Origin of the sequence: Nocardia sp. NPDC088792 (assembly GCF_044750615.1) — a bacterium.
GTDB lineage: Bacteria > Actinomycetota > Actinomycetes > Mycobacteriales > Mycobacteriaceae > Nocardia.
Map to the genome: position 1 here is coordinate 341,445 of NZ_JBIVKC010000005.1, position 18,559 is coordinate 360,003.

General features: G+C 69.3%; 14 protein-coding genes. 11 read left to right on the forward strand and 3 right to left on the reverse strand.

Annotated elements, in window-relative coordinates:
- From ACIP5Y_RS33810 to ACIP5Y_RS33840, 7 genes are read left to right on the forward strand one after another with little or no spacing between them, the layout of a single operon-like run.
- The gene (locus ACIP5Y_RS33810) at positions 1–963 is read left to right on the forward strand and encodes an ABC transporter permease (protein ID WP_400356398.1); all 963 of its coding nucleotides are present in this window, start codon (positions 1–3) and stop codon (positions 961–963) included.
- A complete protein-coding gene (locus tag ACIP5Y_RS33815) occupies positions 956–1,843 on the forward strand; it encodes an ABC transporter permease (RefSeq protein ID WP_400356400.1) in 888 nt (295 codons plus the stop codon). The genes ACIP5Y_RS33810 and ACIP5Y_RS33815 overlap by 8 nt, the downstream gene beginning before the upstream one ends.
- Positions 1,840–3,465, forward strand: coding sequence for a dipeptide ABC transporter ATP-binding protein (locus tag ACIP5Y_RS33820; protein ID WP_400356402.1), 1,626 nt, complete (start codon positions 1,840–1,842; stop codon positions 3,463–3,465). Before ACIP5Y_RS33815 ends, ACIP5Y_RS33820 begins: the two co-directional genes overlap by 4 nt.
- A complete protein-coding gene (locus ACIP5Y_RS33825; RefSeq protein WP_400356403.1) occupies positions 3,465–4,541 on the forward strand; it encodes an LLM class flavin-dependent oxidoreductase in 1,077 nt (358 codons plus the stop codon). The genes ACIP5Y_RS33820 and ACIP5Y_RS33825 overlap by 1 nt, the downstream gene beginning before the upstream one ends.
- 8 nt (positions 4,542–4,549) lie before the next feature.
- Positions 4,550–5,914: an NtaA/DmoA family FMN-dependent monooxygenase gene (locus tag ACIP5Y_RS33830; protein ID WP_400356405.1), complete on the forward strand. Its 1,365-nt coding sequence runs from the start codon at positions 4,550–4,552 to the stop codon at positions 5,912–5,914.
- Complete coding sequence (locus ACIP5Y_RS33835) at positions 5,911–6,723, forward strand: DUF1684 domain-containing protein (RefSeq protein WP_400356407.1); 813 nt, start codon at positions 5,911–5,913, stop codon at positions 6,721–6,723. Before ACIP5Y_RS33830 ends, ACIP5Y_RS33835 begins: the two co-directional genes overlap by 4 nt.
- Entirely contained in the window at positions 6,720–7,871 is a 1,152-nt protein-coding gene (locus ACIP5Y_RS33840; protein WP_400356409.1) for an LLM class flavin-dependent oxidoreductase, read from the forward strand. The genes ACIP5Y_RS33835 and ACIP5Y_RS33840 overlap by 4 nt, the downstream gene beginning before the upstream one ends.
- Before the next feature lie 489 nt (positions 7,872–8,360).
- Here ACIP5Y_RS33840 and ACIP5Y_RS33845 read toward each other — a convergent pair whose 3' ends face one another.
- Positions 8,361–9,635, reverse strand: coding sequence for an ROK family protein (locus tag ACIP5Y_RS33845; protein ID WP_400356410.1), 1,275 nt, complete (start codon positions 9,633–9,635; stop codon positions 8,361–8,363).
- A 694-nt stretch (positions 9,636–10,329) separates the two neighbouring features.
- On the opposite strand from ACIP5Y_RS33845, the gene ACIP5Y_RS33850 reads away from it, so the two are divergent.
- The 3 genes from ACIP5Y_RS33850 to ACIP5Y_RS33860 are packed head-to-tail and all read left to right on the forward strand — an operon-like array spanning position 10,330 to position 14,050.
- Positions 10,330–11,097 carry a GntR family transcriptional regulator gene (locus tag ACIP5Y_RS33850; protein WP_400356412.1) on the forward strand — a complete coding sequence of 256 codons (768 nt, stop codon included), beginning with the start codon at positions 10,330–10,332 and terminating at the stop codon, positions 11,095–11,097.
- On the forward strand, positions 11,097–11,324 hold the full coding sequence (locus ACIP5Y_RS33855) for a ferredoxin family protein (protein ID WP_280269230.1): 228 nt from the start codon (positions 11,097–11,099) through the stop codon (positions 11,322–11,324). The genes ACIP5Y_RS33850 and ACIP5Y_RS33855 overlap by 1 nt, the downstream gene beginning before the upstream one ends.
- 29 nt (positions 11,325–11,353) lie before the next feature.
- The gene (locus tag ACIP5Y_RS33860) at positions 11,354–14,050 is read left to right on the forward strand and encodes a fumarate reductase/succinate dehydrogenase flavoprotein subunit (protein WP_400356928.1); all 2,697 of its coding nucleotides are present in this window, start codon (positions 11,354–11,356) and stop codon (positions 14,048–14,050) included.
- Between the two features lie 40 nt (positions 14,051–14,090).
- Here the strand turns inward: ACIP5Y_RS33860 and ACIP5Y_RS33865 are convergent, their stop codons facing one another.
- Entirely contained in the window at positions 14,091–15,695 is a 1,605-nt protein-coding gene (locus ACIP5Y_RS33865; RefSeq protein WP_400356414.1) for a DUF2207 family protein, read from the reverse strand.
- A gap of 535 nt (positions 15,696–16,230) precedes the next feature.
- On the opposite strand from ACIP5Y_RS33865, the gene ACIP5Y_RS33870 reads away from it, so the two are divergent.
- Complete coding sequence (locus ACIP5Y_RS33870; protein WP_400356416.1) at positions 16,231–17,226, forward strand: neutral zinc metallopeptidase; 996 nt, start codon at positions 16,231–16,233, stop codon at positions 17,224–17,226.
- On the opposite strand, the gene ACIP5Y_RS33875 is transcribed toward ACIP5Y_RS33870, so the two are convergent.
- Complete coding sequence (locus tag ACIP5Y_RS33875) at positions 17,219–18,526, reverse strand: ammonium transporter (protein WP_400356418.1); 1,308 nt, start codon at positions 18,524–18,526, stop codon at positions 17,219–17,221. The two genes, ACIP5Y_RS33870 and ACIP5Y_RS33875, sit on opposite strands and share 8 nt — an antisense overlap.
- Between the last annotated feature and the right edge of the window lie 33 nt (positions 18,527–18,559).

Consider the following 18,559-nt stretch of genomic DNA (forward strand, 5'->3'; position numbering starts at 1 on the left):
ATGCGCCGCTATCTGATCGGACGGGTACTGCAGGCGATAGGCGTGCTGTGGGCGGCGTTCACGCTGTCCTTCGTCGTGCTGTACCTGCTGCCCGGAGATCCGGTGGAGCTGGCCGCGAGTGCGGCCGGGCCCGGCAGTCCGGTGGACGCGGCCGCGGTCGCCGAGATGCGGGCGCGGTACGGCCTGGACAAGCCGGTGTGGGAACAGTATTGGACGGCGCTCACCCATGCGCTGCACGGTGATCTGGGCCGGTCCATCCAGAACGGCCGCACGGTGACCGGCACGCTGGGCGATGCGCTGCCGTCGACCTTGGCGCTGACGGCGTTCGCCCTGGTGCTGGCGGTGCTCGGCGGGGCGGGCCTGGCGCTGGCCGCTTCGTATACGCGGCGATCGTGGCTGCGCGGCCTGCTCACCGCGCTACCGCCGATCGGCGCGTCCATGCCGGGATTCTGGCTGGGCCTGATTCTGCTGCAGGTGTTCTCGTTCCGGCTGAAGGTGGCGCCGGCGTTCGGCGGCCACGGTTTCAGCGGCACCGTGCTCCCGGCGATCACGCTGGCCGTTCCGGTCGGTGCGGTCATCGCGCAGGTGCTGTACTCCAGTCTCACCACCACCTGGCGGCAGCCGTTCGTGGAGGTGGCCTTCGCCAAGGGCGCCTCGCGCTGGTGGGTGCAGGTGCGGCACGTGCTGCGCCCCGCGGCCGCACCGGCGCTCACCGTGACGGGTTTGTGGGTGGGCACGGTGCTCGCGGGTTCGGTGGTCACCGAGACCGTCTTCTCCCGTCCGGGCATCGGCCGGGTGACCCAGGAAGCCGTACTGAACGAGGACATTCCGGTGGTGCAGGGCATCGTGATCTTCGCCGCGCTGGTGTTCGTCACGGTCAACCTGCTCATCGATCTGGCCTACCCGTTGCTCGATCCGCGTGTGGTGCGGCGTGATTCCGGTAAGGAGCGGGCGCATGCCTGATGCCGTCGCGTTGCGTGAAAGACCGGACTCGGGTGCGAAGCCGGGACTGCCCGCGGTTCCGGTACGGCAGGCCGGACAGTGGGTTCGAGGCAACCCGGGAGTGGTGATCTCGGGTCTGATCGTGCTGCTGGTGTTCGGCTGGGCCGTGCTGCCGGGGATCTTCGCGAGCGGGGATCCACTGCGCGGGATCCCCGCGCAGAAGCTGCGCGGGCCGAGCGCCGCACATTGGTTCGGCACCGACAATCTCGGCCGGGATCTGTACACCCGCGTGGTGCACGGCACCGGATTGTCCTTGAGCGCCACCGTGTTCGCGGTGGTCATCGGGTTGGTCGCGGGCGCGCTACTGGGGTTGGTGGCGGGCGCGGTGGGCGGCGTGGTGGACACCGTGCTCATGCGGATCGCCGATGTGCTGCTGTCGATTCCGGACCTGCTGGTCGCGCTGGTCGCGATCACCGTGCTCGGGCTGGGCACCCGCAATGTGGCGATAGCCGTGGGTGTTTCGCTGATCGCCCGGTTCGCCCGGGTGATGCGCGGTGAGGTGCTGCGGGTGCGGCAGGCGCCGTATGTGGAGGCGGCCTTCGCGTCGGGTGTGCGGTGGCACACGGTGCTGCTGCGGCATGTGCTGCGCAATGCCTACGGTCCGGTGGCGGCGCTGGCGGTCATCGATTTCGGCATGGCGGTGCTGTTCATCTCCTCGCTCAGCTTCCTCGGTTACGGCGCGAAACCGCCCACGCCCGAATGGGGAACCCTGATCTCGGACGGCCGCGGCTTCCTGGCCACGGCCTGGTGGCTCACCACCATTCCGGGCCTGGTGATCATCGTCCTGGTGCTCGCCACCCAGCGGCTCGCCCGCGCACTGCACAAGGACGATGCCCGATGAGCGAAGCACTACTGCGCATTGCCGATCTCCGGGTGGAGTACCGGGGAAGCACCGGAACGACGACGGCCGTCCAGGGCGTTTCCCTGGAGGTGCGGCCCGGAGAAACCCTGGCCTTGGTCGGTGAATCAGGTTCCGGCAAGTCGACCCTCGCGCATGCGGTGATCGGCCTGCTGCACGGCGGCGTGATCACCGGCGGGGAGATCAGCTTCGGCGATGAGCGGATCGAGGCGGCCTCGCAGCGTGCGCTGCAACGCATCCGCGGGGCGCGCATCGGCCTGGTGCCCCAGGATCCGGGCACCTCGCTGAATCCCGTGCAGCGCATCGGCGATCAGGTCGGCGAGGTGCTGCGCATCCACGGCCGCGCCGACCGCCGCACCGCACGGCTCGAGGCCGTCCGCATTCTCGAGGAAGCGGGCCTGGACCGCCCCGAACTGCGGGCCCGGCAATATCCCCAGGATCTCTCGGGTGGCCAGCGGCAGCGTGTCCTCATCGGCATGGCGCTGGCCTGCCGCCCCGAACTGGTCATCGCCGATGAGCCGACCAGCGCGCTGGACGTGACCGTGCAGCGCCGCATTCTCGATCACCTCGCCGCCCGCACCCGCGAGGCGGGCACCGCCGTCCTGCTCATCACCCACGACCTCGCCGTGGCGGCCGAGCGCGCCGACCGTATCGCGGTCATGCAGCACGGACTGATCGTCGAAACCGGTGCCGCCGCAGACGTACTCGGCAACCCGCAGCACGAATACACTCGGCGGCTGATCGCGGCCGCACCGGCCCTCGATCCCGTCGAATCGCGGACGAGCGCCGGTGATCGCGCGGCGGCCGGGCCGCCGCTGCTCTCGGCTACCGGGCTGCGGAAGACCTTTCACATCGCGCGCGGTGTCGAGCTGACGGCGGTGGCGGATGTCTCGCTGGAGATCGGGCGCGGCGAAACACTCGCTGTCGTAGGCGAATCCGGATCCGGGAAGTCGACCACCGCGCGGATCATCGCGCGGCTGGCCGAGGCCGATGCGGGCACCGTCACCTTCGACGGGGCGGATATCACCGCCCTGCGCGGTGCCCGGCTGCGGGAGCTGCGCCGGCGCATCCAGGTGGTGTATCAGAACCCTTATGTCTCACTGAATCCCAAGCTCACCATCGAGAAGATCGTGGCGGAACCCTTGCAGGCGTTCGGTATCGGTGATCGCCGTTCGCGCCGGGCGAGTGTGGAAGAACTGCTGGACCAGGTCGCCTTGCCGGGCGGTTATCTCGATCGCCGCCCCTCCGAGCTATCGGGCGGGCAGCGTCAGCGTGTGGCCATTGCGCGTGCGCTGGCGCTGCGTCCCGAGCTGCTGGTGCTGGACGAACCGGTCTCGGCCCTCGACGTCTCGGTGCAGGCGCAGATCCTGGAACTGCTGGAACGCCTGCAATCGGAGCTGGGCCTGGCCTACCTGTTCATCTCGCACGACCTGGCCGTGGTGCGCCGCCTGGCCGACCGGGTGGCCGTCATGCGGCAGGGCCGCATCGTCGAAACCGCCGCGACCACAGCGCTTTTCGGCGATCCACAGCACGAGTACACCCGTGAGCTGCTGGCGGCAGTGCCGAGAGCGGCCACCCCCACCCCGCTCGAAAGGACAGCCTGATGCCGCAAATCTCACCCTTGCTGCTGGGCCTGGAACTGGCCGGCACCGGCGCGCACCCCGCGTCCTGGCGGCGGCCGGATTCCCGGGCCGAGGAGCTGTTCGGCGCGCACTACTGGGTGGACGCGCTGCGGGCCGCCGAGGACGCGGGCCTCGATCTCGCCTTCCTGCCGGACTCCTTCGCACTGCAATCCGAGGGCGCGATCGGCCGCCTGGACGCGGTCGCGGTGGCCGCCCGCGCCGCCGCGCTCACCCGCCGCATCGGCCTGATCCCGCAGGCCACGGTCACCCACACCGAACCGTTCCACCTGTCCAAAGCCATTGCGAGCCTGGACTTCGCGACACACGGCCGGGCGGGCTGGGAGATCGCCGTATCCGAGGGCGACGCGAAACTGTTCGGCCGCAAGCCCGAACAGGACGACCGCTCCCGCTGGGCGGAGGCCGACGAAGCGGTGGAGGTGGTCACCCGCTTGTGGGACAGCTGGGAGGATGACGCCGAAATCCGCGACCGGTCCACCGGCCGTTTCATCGACCGCGAGAAGCTGCACTACATCGACTTCACCGGAACGCATTTCGCGGTGAAGGGCCCGTCCATCACACCGCGTCCCCCGCAGGGGCAGCCGCTGGTGACGGTGCGGGCCGCCGATCCGCACAGCATCCGGCTGGCCGTGCACCGCGCGGATCTCATCCGCATCACCGCGCCGAGCCTGGCGGCCGCGGCCGCGGCCCGCTCCGAACTCCGCGCCGCCGTGGCGGCGGCCGGGCGCGATCCGCATCGGGTGCGCGTGCTGCTGGATGTGGATATCCACCTCGCGGCCACGGCCGATGCGGCCGCCGCCGACGTCGCGCAACTCGAGGACTGGATCGCCACCGATGCGCCGCGGACGGTCTTCCACATCGGCACCGCCGCGGAATTGCGCGCGGTGCTGCGCGAGGTCGAAACCTCCTGCGCGGCAGACGGTGTGGTGCTGCGCCCGCTGGCGCTGGCCGCGGCCCTGCCGTATCTGCCGGCGCTCACTCCGACCCTGCGGGATCGGCTGGGCCTGCCGCGTCCCGTCAACCGCTACGCGCACGCTTGAGGAGAGTCATGCCGGACCATCGGATACGCAAGCAGATTCACCTCGCCGCGCACTTCCCGGGCGTCAATCACCACACGGTGTGGACCGATCCGGAGTCGGGCAGTCAGATCGATTTCGAGTCGTTCGTGCACCTGGCCCGCACGGCCGAACGCGGTCTGTTCGACTTCTTCTTCCTCGCCGAGGGGCTGCGGCTGCGCGAGCACCGGGAGCGCATCCACGACCTGGACGTGGTGGGCCGGCCGGACACTTTCACCGTGCTCAATGCGCTCGCGGGCGTCACCACGCGGCTCGGGCTGGCGGGCACCATCAACACCACGTTCAACGAACCCTTCGAGCTGGCAAAGCAATTCGGCTCGCTGGATCACCTGTCCGGTGGCCGGGCGGCCTGGAATGCGGTGACCTCCTCCGACGCGTTCACCGGGGAGAATTTCCGGCGTGGTGGCTATCTCGAGCATGCCGAGCGGTACTCGCGCGCCGCCGAGGTGGTGGATGCGACCCGCGCGCTGTGGGACAGCTGGCCCGCCGACGCGCTCGTGGTGGATCGGGAGCGGGGCGTGTTCGCGCAACCCGCGCCGACCGTGCACTTCAATAGCGACCAGTTCGATATCGACGGGCAGTTCGTACTGCCGCGCAGCCCGCAGGGATATCCGGTGCAGATCCAGGCCGGGGACTCCGACGAGGGCCGCGAATTCGCCGCCGCCAAGGCCGATGTCATCTTCAGCGCGCACGGTGAACTCGCCGACGGGCAGCGTTTCTACACCGATGTGAAGGACCGGCTCGCCAAGTACGGCCGCGCCCGTGACGACCTGAAGATCCTGCCCGCCGCGAGCTTCGTGCTCGGCGACACGCCGGCCGAGGCCCAGGAGCGGGCCCGTCACCTGCGCCGGCAGCAGGTGACGCCGCAGACCGCCATCGCCTTCCTCGAACAGGTGTGGGGCCGTGACCTGTCCGCCTACGATCCGGACGGCCCGCTGCCCGAGATCGACCCGGTCGAGAATGTGAACATCACCCGCGGCCGGGTCCGGCACGCCAAGGATCCGCGCGCCATCGCCGACGCCTGGCGCGCCAAGGCCGAGGCCGAGGGTCTGTCCATTCGCGACCTCATCATCGCCACCACCGCCCGGCAGCAGTTCGTCGGCACGCCCCGGCAGGTGGCGGCCGATATCGACCACTATGTGCAGTCCGATGCGGCGGACGGGTTCGTGCTCGTCCCGTCCCTCACCCCGGCCGGGCTCGACGAATTCGCCGACCGGGTCGTCCCGGAACTGCAGGCGCTCGGCAGCTTCCGCACCGAGTACACCGGCGCGACCCTGCGAGACCACCTGGGCCTGCGCCACCCCCATCACGGCACCGAAGGAGTACGCGCATCATGACCGCTACCGACACCGCCACCGAATTCGACCGGCAGTGGGACGTATTCCGAGCCGAACGCGACACCTGGGCGCGGCAGCCGCTGGGCTGGCTGAGCATCACCGGATTGCACTGGCTCGGCGACACCGACGAGACCGTCGACGGACTGCCGGGGTTGTGGCGCACGGACGGCGAAAACGTGTACGTGACCGTCGAATCCGGCGCGGACCTGCGGCTCGACGGTCAGGCGCTGCCCGCCGCGGCCGTGCTGACGCCCGCCGAGGGCGCGCCCGGCCTGGAGGTCCGTACCGGCGACCGGATCATCGAAGTCATCCGGCGCACCGGGCAATTCGCGCTGCGCATCCACGATCCGGCCGCACCCACGCTGGCGGCCTACACCGGTATCCCGGTGTACGAGGCGGATCCGGCGTGGGCCCTCACCGGACTCTTCGAACCGTACGAATCGGCGCAGGTGGTCACCACCGGCGCGGTGGTGGCGGGCCTCGAACACCACCACTCCGCCGCGGGCACGGTGACCTTCGAACTCGGCGGCGCCACGCAGCGGCTCATCGCCTTCGGCTCGGCCGAGACCGGCCTGCACGCACTGTTCACCGACGCCACCGGCGGGGTCACCACCTACGGTGGCGCGCGCCGCCTCGACCTGGGCCGACCGGCGGCCGACGGCTCGCTGACGCTGGACTTCAACCGGGCGGTGAACCTGCCCTGCGCCTTCACCGATCACGCCACCTGCCCGGTGGCGCCGGCCGAGAACCGGCTCACGGTGAGTGTCGAAGCGGGCGAGCAGGATCCGCGCAAGGAGCAGTCGCTATGACCATCCCACTCTCGGTACTGGACCTGTCGCCCGTCAGCGCCGGCTCGACGCCGCAGCAGGCCCTCCGCAATACCATCGACCTGGCGCAGCAGGCGGAACGCCTGGGCTACCACCGCTTCTGGGTGGCCGAGCATCACTTCGCGCAGGTGGCCGGCGCCGCGCCGACCACTCTCATCGGATTGATCGCCGCCGCAACGGAATCCATCCGGGTCGGTTCGGCGGCCGTACAGCTCGGCCACCACACCTCTGCTTCCGTGGTGGAAGCCTTCGGCACCATCGACGCGCTGTACCCGGGTCGGCTGGATCTCGGCCTCGGCCGCTCCGGTCACCGTGGCGGCCAATTACGTTCCGCCGCGGACCGGCCCGCCACCGCACCTGCTGCCGAGCCGGTGGTCGAACGGGCTACCGAGGTGCGGGGTGGCGTCGTCATCCCGCCGCCGTTCAATCCTGCGAAGCTGCTCGACTTCACCAAGTTCGCGGCGGGTTTCGAGGCGCTGCAACTGCCGGGTGCGCAGTCACTGCCCTATACCGAGCAGGTGCAGCAGATCAGTGATCTGCTGGCGGGCACCTATACCTCCGCCGACGGGGTCGCCCTGCATGCCGTCCCGGGCGAGGGCGCGGATGTGCAGCTCTGGCTGTTCGGCAGCAGCGGCGGCGAAAGCGCGCAGCTGGCAGGACGATCGGGCTTGCCATTCGCCGCGAACTATCACGTCTCCCCGGGCACGATCATCGAAACCGTGGAGGCCTACCGCAAGGCGTTCCGCCCCTCGGCCCGCTTCCCGCGCCCCTACCTGGTGGTGTCCGCGGATGTCGTGGTGGCAGAGGACGATGCGACCGCCCGGCGCCTGGCCGCCAGCTACGGTCACTGGGTCTACAGCATCCGCAGCGGCGCCGGCGCGGCCGAATACCTGGACCCGGCCACCGCCCCGCCGCTCACCGACGCCCAGCGCGAGCTGGTCGAAGACCGCCTGGTCACCCAGTTCGTCGGCGCCCCGGCCACGGTGGTGGAACGCCTCACCGCCCTCCAGCAGCTCACCGGCGCAGACGAACTCGTCATCACCAGCGTCACGTACGACCACCAGGACCGCCTGAACTCGCACCGCCTGCTGGCGCGCGAATGGGGCCTCTCCCACGTACGCGCCGCCTAGAGACTCTCCGGCCACTCACCCTGGGAAAGGGGACTCCCCACCGTGAGCGGCCGGAGACCGCACCCGCGTAAATGGGCCTCGCGCGCGTGCGGCAGATAGGGGCCGGGCTCGGACACGTGGACCTGTCCGAGCCCGGCCCGCCTTCCTCAGAAAAGAATTCCCCCGCCGGGCGGCCCCGGCGGGGGAATTCGCTTGTCCCCGCTACAGATACGCCCGGCACCGAACGGCTCGCGGATCGGGCTGCCAACGCGGCGGGCCTGTGCGTCGCGGGGACCGGGTCGGTCCGCAGGGAGCGGCGCGACCGTGCCTGTATTGCCCGCCGCGGCCTCCGTGATGACGCAGGTCGATATGCCCGGAGGAATGGTTCCGGTCGGAGCACGTTTCGGGTGATCGTCCCGAAAATGCTTCTGGTCCAGAGATTTCTGGCGTGCTGACGCCGACCGGCGGCGATCTCTCGCCGCCGGTCGGCTGCTTCGTAAGGAGGTTGGGTCAGCGGGCGGCGCGAGTGGCGCGGCGCATGGCGGACAGCGGGTCGGCGTAGAAGACGCTGAGGCTGGTCACGGCTGCGGCGAATTCCTGTACGCGGCCACCGAAGCGGCTGATGCGGAGGTCGGCGGTGGGGAGGGTGGTGCTGTCGTGGAAGGCCTTGGCGACCTTCTCCATTCCGGGGCGGTAGCCGGTGAAGGCCTGGCCGCCCAGGATGACGCGATCCGGATTGAACATGTCGCGCACCAGGGCCGCGGTGCGGCCGAGGATCTCGGCACGCTCGAAGAGCAATTCCTGCGCCGCGCCGTTGCCGTTGTCGGCGGCGCGGTACAGGTCCGCGATCACCGGGCGTCGCGGCGCCTCCGGCTTGCGCAGGATGCCCTTGCGCACAGCGCGTTCCAGCAGGTAGCGCTCACCGACGGTGGCCTCCAAGCAACCGCGCCGGCCGCAGGTGCAATCCACATCCGAACCGGTCGGCAGGTGCGCGACCGAACCCGGGCCGTTCGCCGGGGTGTGCACCCGATCGTGCAGCGTCACCGCGAGACCGGCGGTTTCCCGCGCGTAGAAGTAGAGGCTGCTGCCGGGCCGCTCGGTCTCGGCCGGGTCGCGCCCGTTGAGCAGCAGCTCGGCCGCGGCCATGGCCTCCACGTGCGCCGACACCGATACCGGCAGATCCAGCACACTGCTGAATACGGCCGCCACCGGCGCCGCGGTCCAGCCGAGCCGCGGATGGTCGACCACCCCGCCCGCCGGATCGACGCGACCCGCCAGCGCCACACCCGTCCACAGCGGCTTGCGCCGCGGCAGCCGATCCAGGAAGGCCTTGGCACTGCGCGCCACGATGGTCAGTGCCGCGTCCTGACCCGTTTGCGGCGTGGCGATGTCGAGTCCGCCGAGAATCCGGCCGGACAGATCGGCGGCCACGATGCGGGTCACCGTGGACCCGATGTGCACGCCGACGGTCACGTACGAGTCGGTGTCGACCTCGAACGGCACCCGCGGCCGGCCGACCGCGCCGGAGGCGGTGAGGTCCGCGCGCTCGCGCAGCAGGCCGGCCGAAAGCAGCGCCGACACTTGACGATTCACGGTGGCGATGCTGGAACCCGTGGACTGGGCCGCGACATCGCGGAAGATGGGGCCGCGGGTGGCGGCGCGCAACACGGCGGCGGCCGGGTTGTCGGTGATACGGAGTTCGGCCGGGACGGCCGGACGGGCCGGAGCCAGTCGGGCGGTCGCGACGGTGGTACTGAGCGGACGCTCGAGAATGGGGCTGGACATGGCTTCGAGTCCTTGCTGCGGTCCCGTCGGCTAACGAGACGAATGCCTACATGGAGGTATCAGCGGTGCAGCGAGAAGCCCGGATTCCAGGAATCAGGGGTCAGTACTCGGCTGCGCGACGGCAGGGACAACACAGTTCCCGTTGCCGCGGCAGCCGCACACCCAGCGCGACGGTCACATACGTGACCCGCGTTGCGGTGGGCTGACTGGAAGACATGGGATCAAATTAGCATTCCACTCAGCCGGAGCGGAAGGCACGCACGGGTGTCCCGGCCGCACAGTGCTTCCGGAGGGCATTCACACCAAACCCTTCGGAATCCCGGTTGTTCCACTGAATCTTTTGTGCCAGTTGACTTTTGCCGTCAGCTCTGAACCGATGCCGCGTGCGCCGGAAGAGTGACGGACGACACAAACTCCTCTCACATCTCGAGAACGAGCCCCTGGAAACTTCAACTACCAACCCCACTCTCGCGGCACGGGCGGCACACGCATTCCGATCACCGTGATTTCAAGCCCGGCGCTGGTGGGGAGGGTGGCGCAATAGCCGGATCGCCCGGTGTTCCGGCAGGCCGCGCGTGGGCGCGGGCGGCGCAATGACGCACACCCGCGGGCGTGCCGGCGGTGCGCTCCGCGCACGGCCCGTAACTGGCCTTAGAGTCTGAAACCGCAGGTCAACAGCGGAAAGGAGATCGAGGTGTCGTCGGAACCAGTGCCACTGCGACCCACCGTCCGCCGGGCCGACCGGGCCCGCCAGGTGGCGGATATCTTGCGGCAGCAGATTCATTCGGGCGGCATCGAGGGTGCGCTGCCCTCGGAGCAAGAGCTGTCCACCGAGTTCGCCGTCTCCCGCAATACCGTGCGCGACGCGCTCGCCCTTCTGAAGGACGAGGGCCTCATCGAACGCGCCCCGAAGGTCGGCACCCATGTGGCCCGCCGCAAATACGACCACGGACTGGACGCCCTGCTCGGGCTCAAGGAGGCCATGCGCGGCCACGGCGAAGTCCGCAACGAGGTCCGCGCGGCACACCGTCTCATCCCGCCGCCCGCCGTGGCGCGCAAACTCCGGCTGGAACCCGGACAGCACGCCGTCTACATCGAACGCCTGCGCTGGTTCGGCGAACTGCCGCTCAGCCTCGACCTCACCTACCTGGTCCCCGACATCGGCGATCGGATCCTCACCCGCGACCTCGAAACCAATGACGTGTTCGCGCTCATCGAGGAGATCAGCGGCGGCCGGCTCGGCTCCGCCGACCTGGCCCTGGAAGCCATTACCGCCGACGCACATTCGGCCATGAACCTGCAGCTGCCCGAGGGCGGCGCCCTACTACTGCTCGAACGACTCACCGAACTCGAGGACGGCCGCCCCGTTGACCTCGAATACATCCGCATGCGCGGCGACCGGATCACCATGCGCGGCAGCCTCACCCGGCCGCCGGAGCGCACCGATTGGAGGCTGACCTGATGGCCCTGGTCAATCAGCGGGCCGATGTGCCCGTGACCATCGACGAATCCCTGTGCATCGAAGGCTGCACCTTGTGCGTGGAGATCTGCCCGCTCGACTCGCTGGCCATCAACCCGGACAACGGCAAGGCGTACATGCACGTCGACGAGTGCTGGTACTGCGGCCCCTGCGCGGCGCGCTGCCCCACCGGCGCCGTCACCGTCAACATGCCCTACCTGCTCCGCTGAGGAAAACCATGACGCAGCACCCCGTCCGCCTGGAGATTCCGGATCTCGCCGCCACCACCCGCCTCGACTGCGATGTCCTCGTCATCGGCGGCGGCACCGCCGGCACCATGGCCGCCCTCACCGCCGCCGAAGCCGGCGCGCACGTGCTGCTGCTGGAGAAGGCCCACGTCCGGCATTCGGGAGCGCTCGCCATGGGCATGGACGGCGTCAACAATGCCGTCATTCCCGGCAAGGCCGAACCCGAGGACTACGTCGCCGAGATCACCCGCGCCAATGACGGAATCGTCAACCAGCGCACCGTCTATCAGACCGCCACCCGAGGCTTCGCCATGGTGCAGCGACTGGAACGGTACGGCGTCAAATTCGAGAAGGACGCCTATGGCGAATACGCGGTCCGCCGCGTCCACCGGTCCGGGTCGTATGTACTGCCCATGCCGGAAGGCAAGGACGTCAAGAAGGCGCTCTATCGCGTACTGCGGCAACGCAAGATGCGGGAGCGCATCCGCATCGAGAACCGGCTCATGCCGGTGCGAGTGCTCACCGACGGCGGGCGCGCGGTCGGCGCGGCCGCATTGCACACGCGCACCGGCGAATTCGTCGCCGTCGCGGCCAAGGCGGTGATCCTGGCGACCGGACCGTGCGGCCGGCTCGGCCTGCCCGCCTCCGGCTACCTCTACGGCACCTACGAGAACCCCACCAATGCGGGCGACGGCTACGCCATGGCCTACCACGCGGGCGCCGAACTCTCCGGCATCGAATGCTTCCAGATCAACCCGCTCATCAAGGATTACAACGGGCCCGCCTGCGCCTATGTCGCCAATCCGTTCGGCGGATACCAGGTCAATGCGCTCGGTGAACGGTTCGTGGACTCCGACTACTGGTCCGGGCAGATGATGGCCGAGGTCGAACGGGAGATCGAATCCGCCAGGGGGCCCATCTATCTGAAGGTTTCACACCTGCCCACCGAGACCCTCGACGCGCTCGAAGGCATCCTGCACACCACCGAACGCCCGACCCGCGGCACCTTCCACGCCAACCGCGGGCACGACTACCGCACCCACGACATCGAGATGCACATCTCCGAAATCGGTTTGTGCGGTGGGCATTCCGCCTCCGGCGTGTGGGTCGACGAGAACGCGCGCACCACCGTCCCCGGCCTCTACGCCGCGGGCGACCTGGCCTGCGTGCCGCACAACTACATGATCGGCGCCTTCGTCTACGGCGATCTGGCCGGCGCGCACGCCGCCGCCACCCTCGCGGACGTCGCCGCCCCGGCCGACCTGCCCGCCGACCAGCTCGCCGCCGCGCACGAACTCGTCTACCGGCCACTGCGCAATCCGGACGGCCCGCCGCAGCCGCAGGTCGAATACAAACTGCGCCGCTTCGTGAACGACTATGTCGCCCCGCCCAAGACGGCCACCAAACTCTCCCTCGCCATCGAAACCTTCGACCGCATGCGCGGCGACCTCGAGGCCATGGGCGCCACCACCCCGCACGAACTCATGCGCTGCGCCGAGGTGACCTTCATCCGCGACTGCGCCGAAATGGCCGCCCGCTCCTCCCTGACCCGCACCGAATCCCGCTGGGGCCTCTACCACGACCGCGCCGACCTCCCGCAACGCGACGATGCGGAGTGGCGCTACCACCTCAACCTGCGCAAGACCGGCGACGGGCGCATGGAGTTCCTGAAGCGGCCCGTGGAGCCCTACTTCGTCCCGGTCCCCGGCCTCGATGACCTGCCCTCCACCGACCCCACCGTCATCCCGGTCGAACAGCCCCCGCTCATCGGCAGCCCGCCCAACCTCGAGGCGGAGGCGACGTCGGACGGCCTCGGCACCCGCGCGGAAGCTCCCAAAGTGGTTGTCGCGCCACGCATTGCGCTGGTCCTCACCCTCGACGCCCCGTCGGTATCGGACCTGGAATCCTTCCTCACCGACCCGGACCCGCGCGTGCGCGCCACCGCCCTCGCCGTCCTGACCGAGAACACCCCCGACGGCTTCGGCGACCGCCTGATCGCCGCCCTCGCCGACGAGGACGCCGAAGTCCGTGCGACCGCCGTGGCCGGTTTACGGGAACTGGTCGAAATCCTGCCCGCCGCAGACGATCTCGCCGCCCACGCCGACTCACCGGACCCCATCGTCCGCGCCACCGTCGTGGATCTCCTGCGCGCCTTACGATCCGGAACCCCGGAACTGTTCGCCGAGGCCGCCATCGACCCCGACCACCGCGTCCGCATCCAAGCAATCAACGCCCTGATCTCCCTGGACGACTGGTCCGCCCTCACCACCGCCGCCCACGACGACAACCGCGAGGTCCGCATAGCCGCCGCCCGTGGCCTGGCCACCATCGGCCTCGCCGGCGCCGACACGGTCCGCACCCTCATCGCGGATCGCGACCCCTTGGTCCGAGCGGCAGCCCTCACCGCCCTGTCCCGCCTCGGCACCACCACCGACGCACCCACCCTGATTGCGGCACTCCGCGATTCGGCCTGGCAGATCCGTGAGGCCGCCGCCCGCGGCCTGGCCGGCGTAGGCCCGGACCGAGCCGCGGAACCCCTGACGTCCGCCCTCACCGACATCCACCCCGATATCCGCAAAGCCGCCGTCCTGACCCTCAGCACCTGGCCCGAATCCTCAGCCGCCCGCACAGCCCTGAAAACCGCGCTGGCCGATACCGACGCCGACGTCCGCGCCTACGCCCGCCGCGCTCTCGCGATCCACGCCTAGGGGATCGGGCGACGGCGGATGTATCGGTCGTTTCTCGATATCAGATGTGGTCCGGGCCGGTCCGGAACAATCCTTCGAGTTTGGTGATGAAGTAGGGGAATTGAGCGGCGAAGCGGTGCAGGGTGCGATCGGATTCGAAACCGCCGAACCAGTACAGGCCCGGGTGGCCGTCGGCGGTGGGGTCCAGGTCGCGGCAGGTGCGGACCCACTGGTCCGTTCGATGCGCTGCCACCTCGAAGGGCAGGGCGCGGGAGAAGGCCTGCTCCTGATCGGCCGGCGGAATACGCTGCGGGGTAAGGGTTTCCAGGCCGCGGCCCATGGCCTCCAGGCGGGCGGTGAGGTCGCGGCCCGCGGTGGTGCGCGACGGCAGATAGCGGGGGAGCAGCATGGCCGCCACACCCGCCAGGACGATGGCGATACCGACCAGTGCGTGCCGGGCCGGGCCCAGGGCCAGCCACAGGGTCGCGGCCACACCGGCCACGACCAGCACCGCGCCGAAACGGAATTCGAGGCCGCGGCGGGTACGGTCGACGAAGAGCTCGGCGGCCACCGCATCACCGACCAAGGCGGCGCGCACCGCGGACAAGGGCACCCGTCCCGAGCGCTCGGACAACAGCGCCGAATCGACCCCGTCCGGCAGCAGCGCGGCGTACACCGCCCGCTCATGGGCGGTGAGATGTTGATCCGGCGGATTCATGCGCGTGATACGCCAATCCGAATCATCCACCGCGGTGATCCAGATATAGCTGCGCACAGCCAGATCCACCACCGTCCCCGCCAGGGCCGACGCCTCCGCGGCGCCGTCCAGCAGGAGACCCGCGATGCCCGGCAGCACGCCATCGGGCGAGGTGAACGCCACTCGATCGCCCTGGCGCACCATCGGATCGATGATCTCCGACCCGGCCGGCGCCGAACGCCGCGACCACAGGATGTAACCGCCCGCCGCCGCCAGCGCCAGCGCCAGGAGACCGAAGGCCGCCAGCACCGGACCCGTCACCGAGAACGCGCCCTGCGCATTGTCGTCCTGAATATCCGCGTTCGCCTTGACCGTGCCGGGCGGCAACTGCAATGTCACATCCAGCACATCGCCCTTGTGTAGATCGGTCTTCTCCAAATGCGCGAAACCGTCCGGCTCCACCTGAATATCCGTGCAGTCCTGCGGATTCGTGGGCGGGCCGATGGTGCACTTGGTCACACCCATGCGGAAACTGGGGCTCGACACCGTGGCGCTGATCGACTGCACATCGGTGTTCAGCACGCCGGTCCAATGGAAAACCTGCGCACCCGTCGCATCACTGACCGTGTTGTGCACCGTGTACTCGAACGTGGCGGTACCGGACCGCGCATCGATGGTGAAACGGTCGTCCCCGACCGTCGCGTCCCCGTCCCCGGTGGCCTGCACGTCGCTGACCTGGAAACTGCGCTGCACATTCGGGTCGACCTGCACCCGCAGCGGCAACACCTGCCGGAACTCCCCGCCCGCAGGCACTTCCACCGTCTCGGTGACCCGCAGCAGACCGTCATCGCCCAGATTCACGTCCGCGGTGATCTTCACCCCGTCCGCCTGCGCACGGGCAACCGGCGCGACCGCACCCATGATCGCGAGGAGCATCGCGACCAGGGCGGCCCCCCGAAAAATCTGCATGGACAGCTACTTTAGACAGCTTGCTATCCTTCCTCAGCGGTCAACGCACAGGTCTACGGAGCCGGCCGGTTATCTCTGAAGGAACGAGGGGGTGCAGGGGATGACTCGCCCACCATCCGGCCACGGACCCATACCCCCAGGTGAAAACCCCCGCACCCAGCCCCCGCGGCCACCCGCCCCCGGCGTTCCGCCCGCAGCCGGCAACCCGCCGCAACGTCCCGCAGACCCCCAGCACCCCGGCGGTCCCGGCTACCCGCCGCCGCGCCCGGGCACCCCGCCCCCGCCCGGAAACCCTCAATACCAGGGCAATCCGCCGCAGCGCCAAGGCCATCCACAGGGCCCGAACAATCCGCAGCGGCCGGTTGGTCCACAGGGTCCCGGAATTCCACAGGGACCTGGTTATCCACAGCGCCAGGGCTTTCAGTCCGCGCCGCCTCCTGGATACGGGCGGGTCCTGCCGCCCGGCGGGCAGCCCGGTTATCCACAGCCTGTCCCGGGCGCGCGACCTGGTCAGGGGACGCCGGTCGGTCCCGGCATGCCCGTTTACGGGATGCCGCCGGGTTCCGCTGTACCGCCGGGCTTCTCACCGCCCGTATACCGCCCGCCGCTGCCGCCGACCGGCGGCTTCCAGGTCATGGGCGTGCCACCCCGCCCTGCGGCGCGGCGCGGGCGTGTCGTCCCGCTGCTGATCGTGCTCGTGGTGCTGGTGACCGCCGGGCTCCTGCGTACCGCCCTTGTCACCGGCCTGCACCACCTCAGCTCCGGTGACAATGTGCAGACCACGTACGCCCCCGACACCGGCGGCGAGAACCGCGGCATTGCCGAGACCGCGAACAATCCCCTGCTCACCAATGACGACTACACCCTGATTCCGGCGAAATGCGATTACGCGCCGTGGGGCACCCAGGTCGATGTCGCGCGGAAATTCTTCGAAACCGCCGCCGACTGCCTGCACAATGCGTGGAAACCATTGTTCGACAACATCAAACTGCCCTTCGACCCGCCGAAACTGAAGGTCACCGCCGACACCAACGGCATCACCACCCTGTGCACCGGCAGCAGCAATAACTTCGCCGCCTTCTACTGCGCCGCCGACCGGACCATCTACCTGCCCATAAGTCAGCTGCAAACCGACCTGTTCAAGAACAACTGGGTGGTCTACCTGTCCGTCTTCGCTCACGAATACGGACACCACGTGCAGGCCGAAGCCGGCATTCTGGGCAAGGTGCACCAGCAGCGCCGCGACGCCGGCGCCCGCTCCGACACCGGCCTCGAATTATCCCGCCGCACCGAACAACAGGCCCAATGCTTCGACGGCATGTACCTGTCGTCCTCGAAGGGCGGCGGCTCACTCACCCCGGCCCAGATCACCACGGCCCAGAACGACGCCTACCACCGCGGCGACGGCCCCGGCGACATGCGCGACCACGGCAGCGCCCAGCACATGGGCGACTGGTGGGTGATCGGCTACAGCAAGGACCGTGCGGCGCAATGCAATACCTTCAGCGCCGCCACCGCCGACATCAGCTGAACGGCCCGTCGCTGAGACGCTTCACCGAATGCCCGCCGCTGTGCCCGTGCACGCCCTCGGCGTACGCCGTCTCCGCGTGCAGCGCGAAATCCACACCGCCGATCTCGTCCTCGCGGCTGACACGGAACCCGATCGTCTTGTCCAGCAGCTTGCCCAGCACAAAGGTCACCCCGAAGGCGAACGCCGCCACCACGAGCACGCCGACCGCCTGCTTACCCAGCTGCCCCAGCCCGCCGCCGTAGAACAGACCCTTCGGCCCGCCCGTCATGACCGCACTGGCCAGGAACCCGATCAGCAGCGTGCCCACGATGCCGCCCACGAAGTGCACACCGACCACATCGAGCGAATCGTCGTAATTGCCCTTGAACTTCCAGCCCACCGCGAACGAACACACCACGCCCGCAACCAGACCCACCACCACCGAACCCAGCGTGTTCACTTCACCGCAGGACGGCGTGATGGCCACCAGACCCGCCACCGCACCCGAGGCCGCACCGAACGTGGTCGGCTTCCCGTCCCGGCGCAACTCCACCACCAGCCAGCCCAGCATGCCCACACAACCCGCCACCAGCGTGTTCAGGAAAACCGCCGCCGCAATACCGTTGGCCTGCAAGGCCGAACCGGCATTGAACCCGAACCAGCCGAACCACAGCAGACCCGCGCCCAGCAGCACGAACGGCAGATTGTGCGGCCGCATCGCATCCACCTTGAAACCCACCCGCGGACCCAGCACCAGCGCCATGGCCAGCGCCGAAGCGCCCGAAGCGATCTCGACCACCAGGCCGCCCGCGTAATCGAGGGTGCCCAGACGCTGTAGCCAGCCGTTCGGCGTCCACACCCAGTGCGCGATCGGCGCGTACACGATGAGCGCCCACACCGGCACGAAGATCACCCAGGCCGCGAACTTGGCCCGATCCGCGATGGCGCCGGAGATCAGCGCCACGGTCAGAATCGCGAAGGTCAACTGGAAGGTGACGTACAGCAGCTCCGGAACCGCCGCGCCCGTACTCGAATTCACCACGTGCAGCGTGGTGGGATTGATGCCCGCCAGCCCGATATGCCCGAGATTGCCGATGATCCCGCCGCCCGCGTCATCCCCGAAGGCCAGGCTGTACCCGAACAGCAGCCATACGACGGCCACCAGCGGAATCGAAATGAAGCTCATCATCAGCATGTTCAGCACGCCGGTCGAGCGCACCATGCCGCCGTAGAAGATCGCCAGGCCCGGGGTCATCAGCAGCACCAGGGCGGTGGCCGCGAGCAGCCAGGCCGTGGCGGCCGGATCGAGGGTCGGATTCATCGTGGGCAACTCCTTCCACGCGTGATCGCGTTT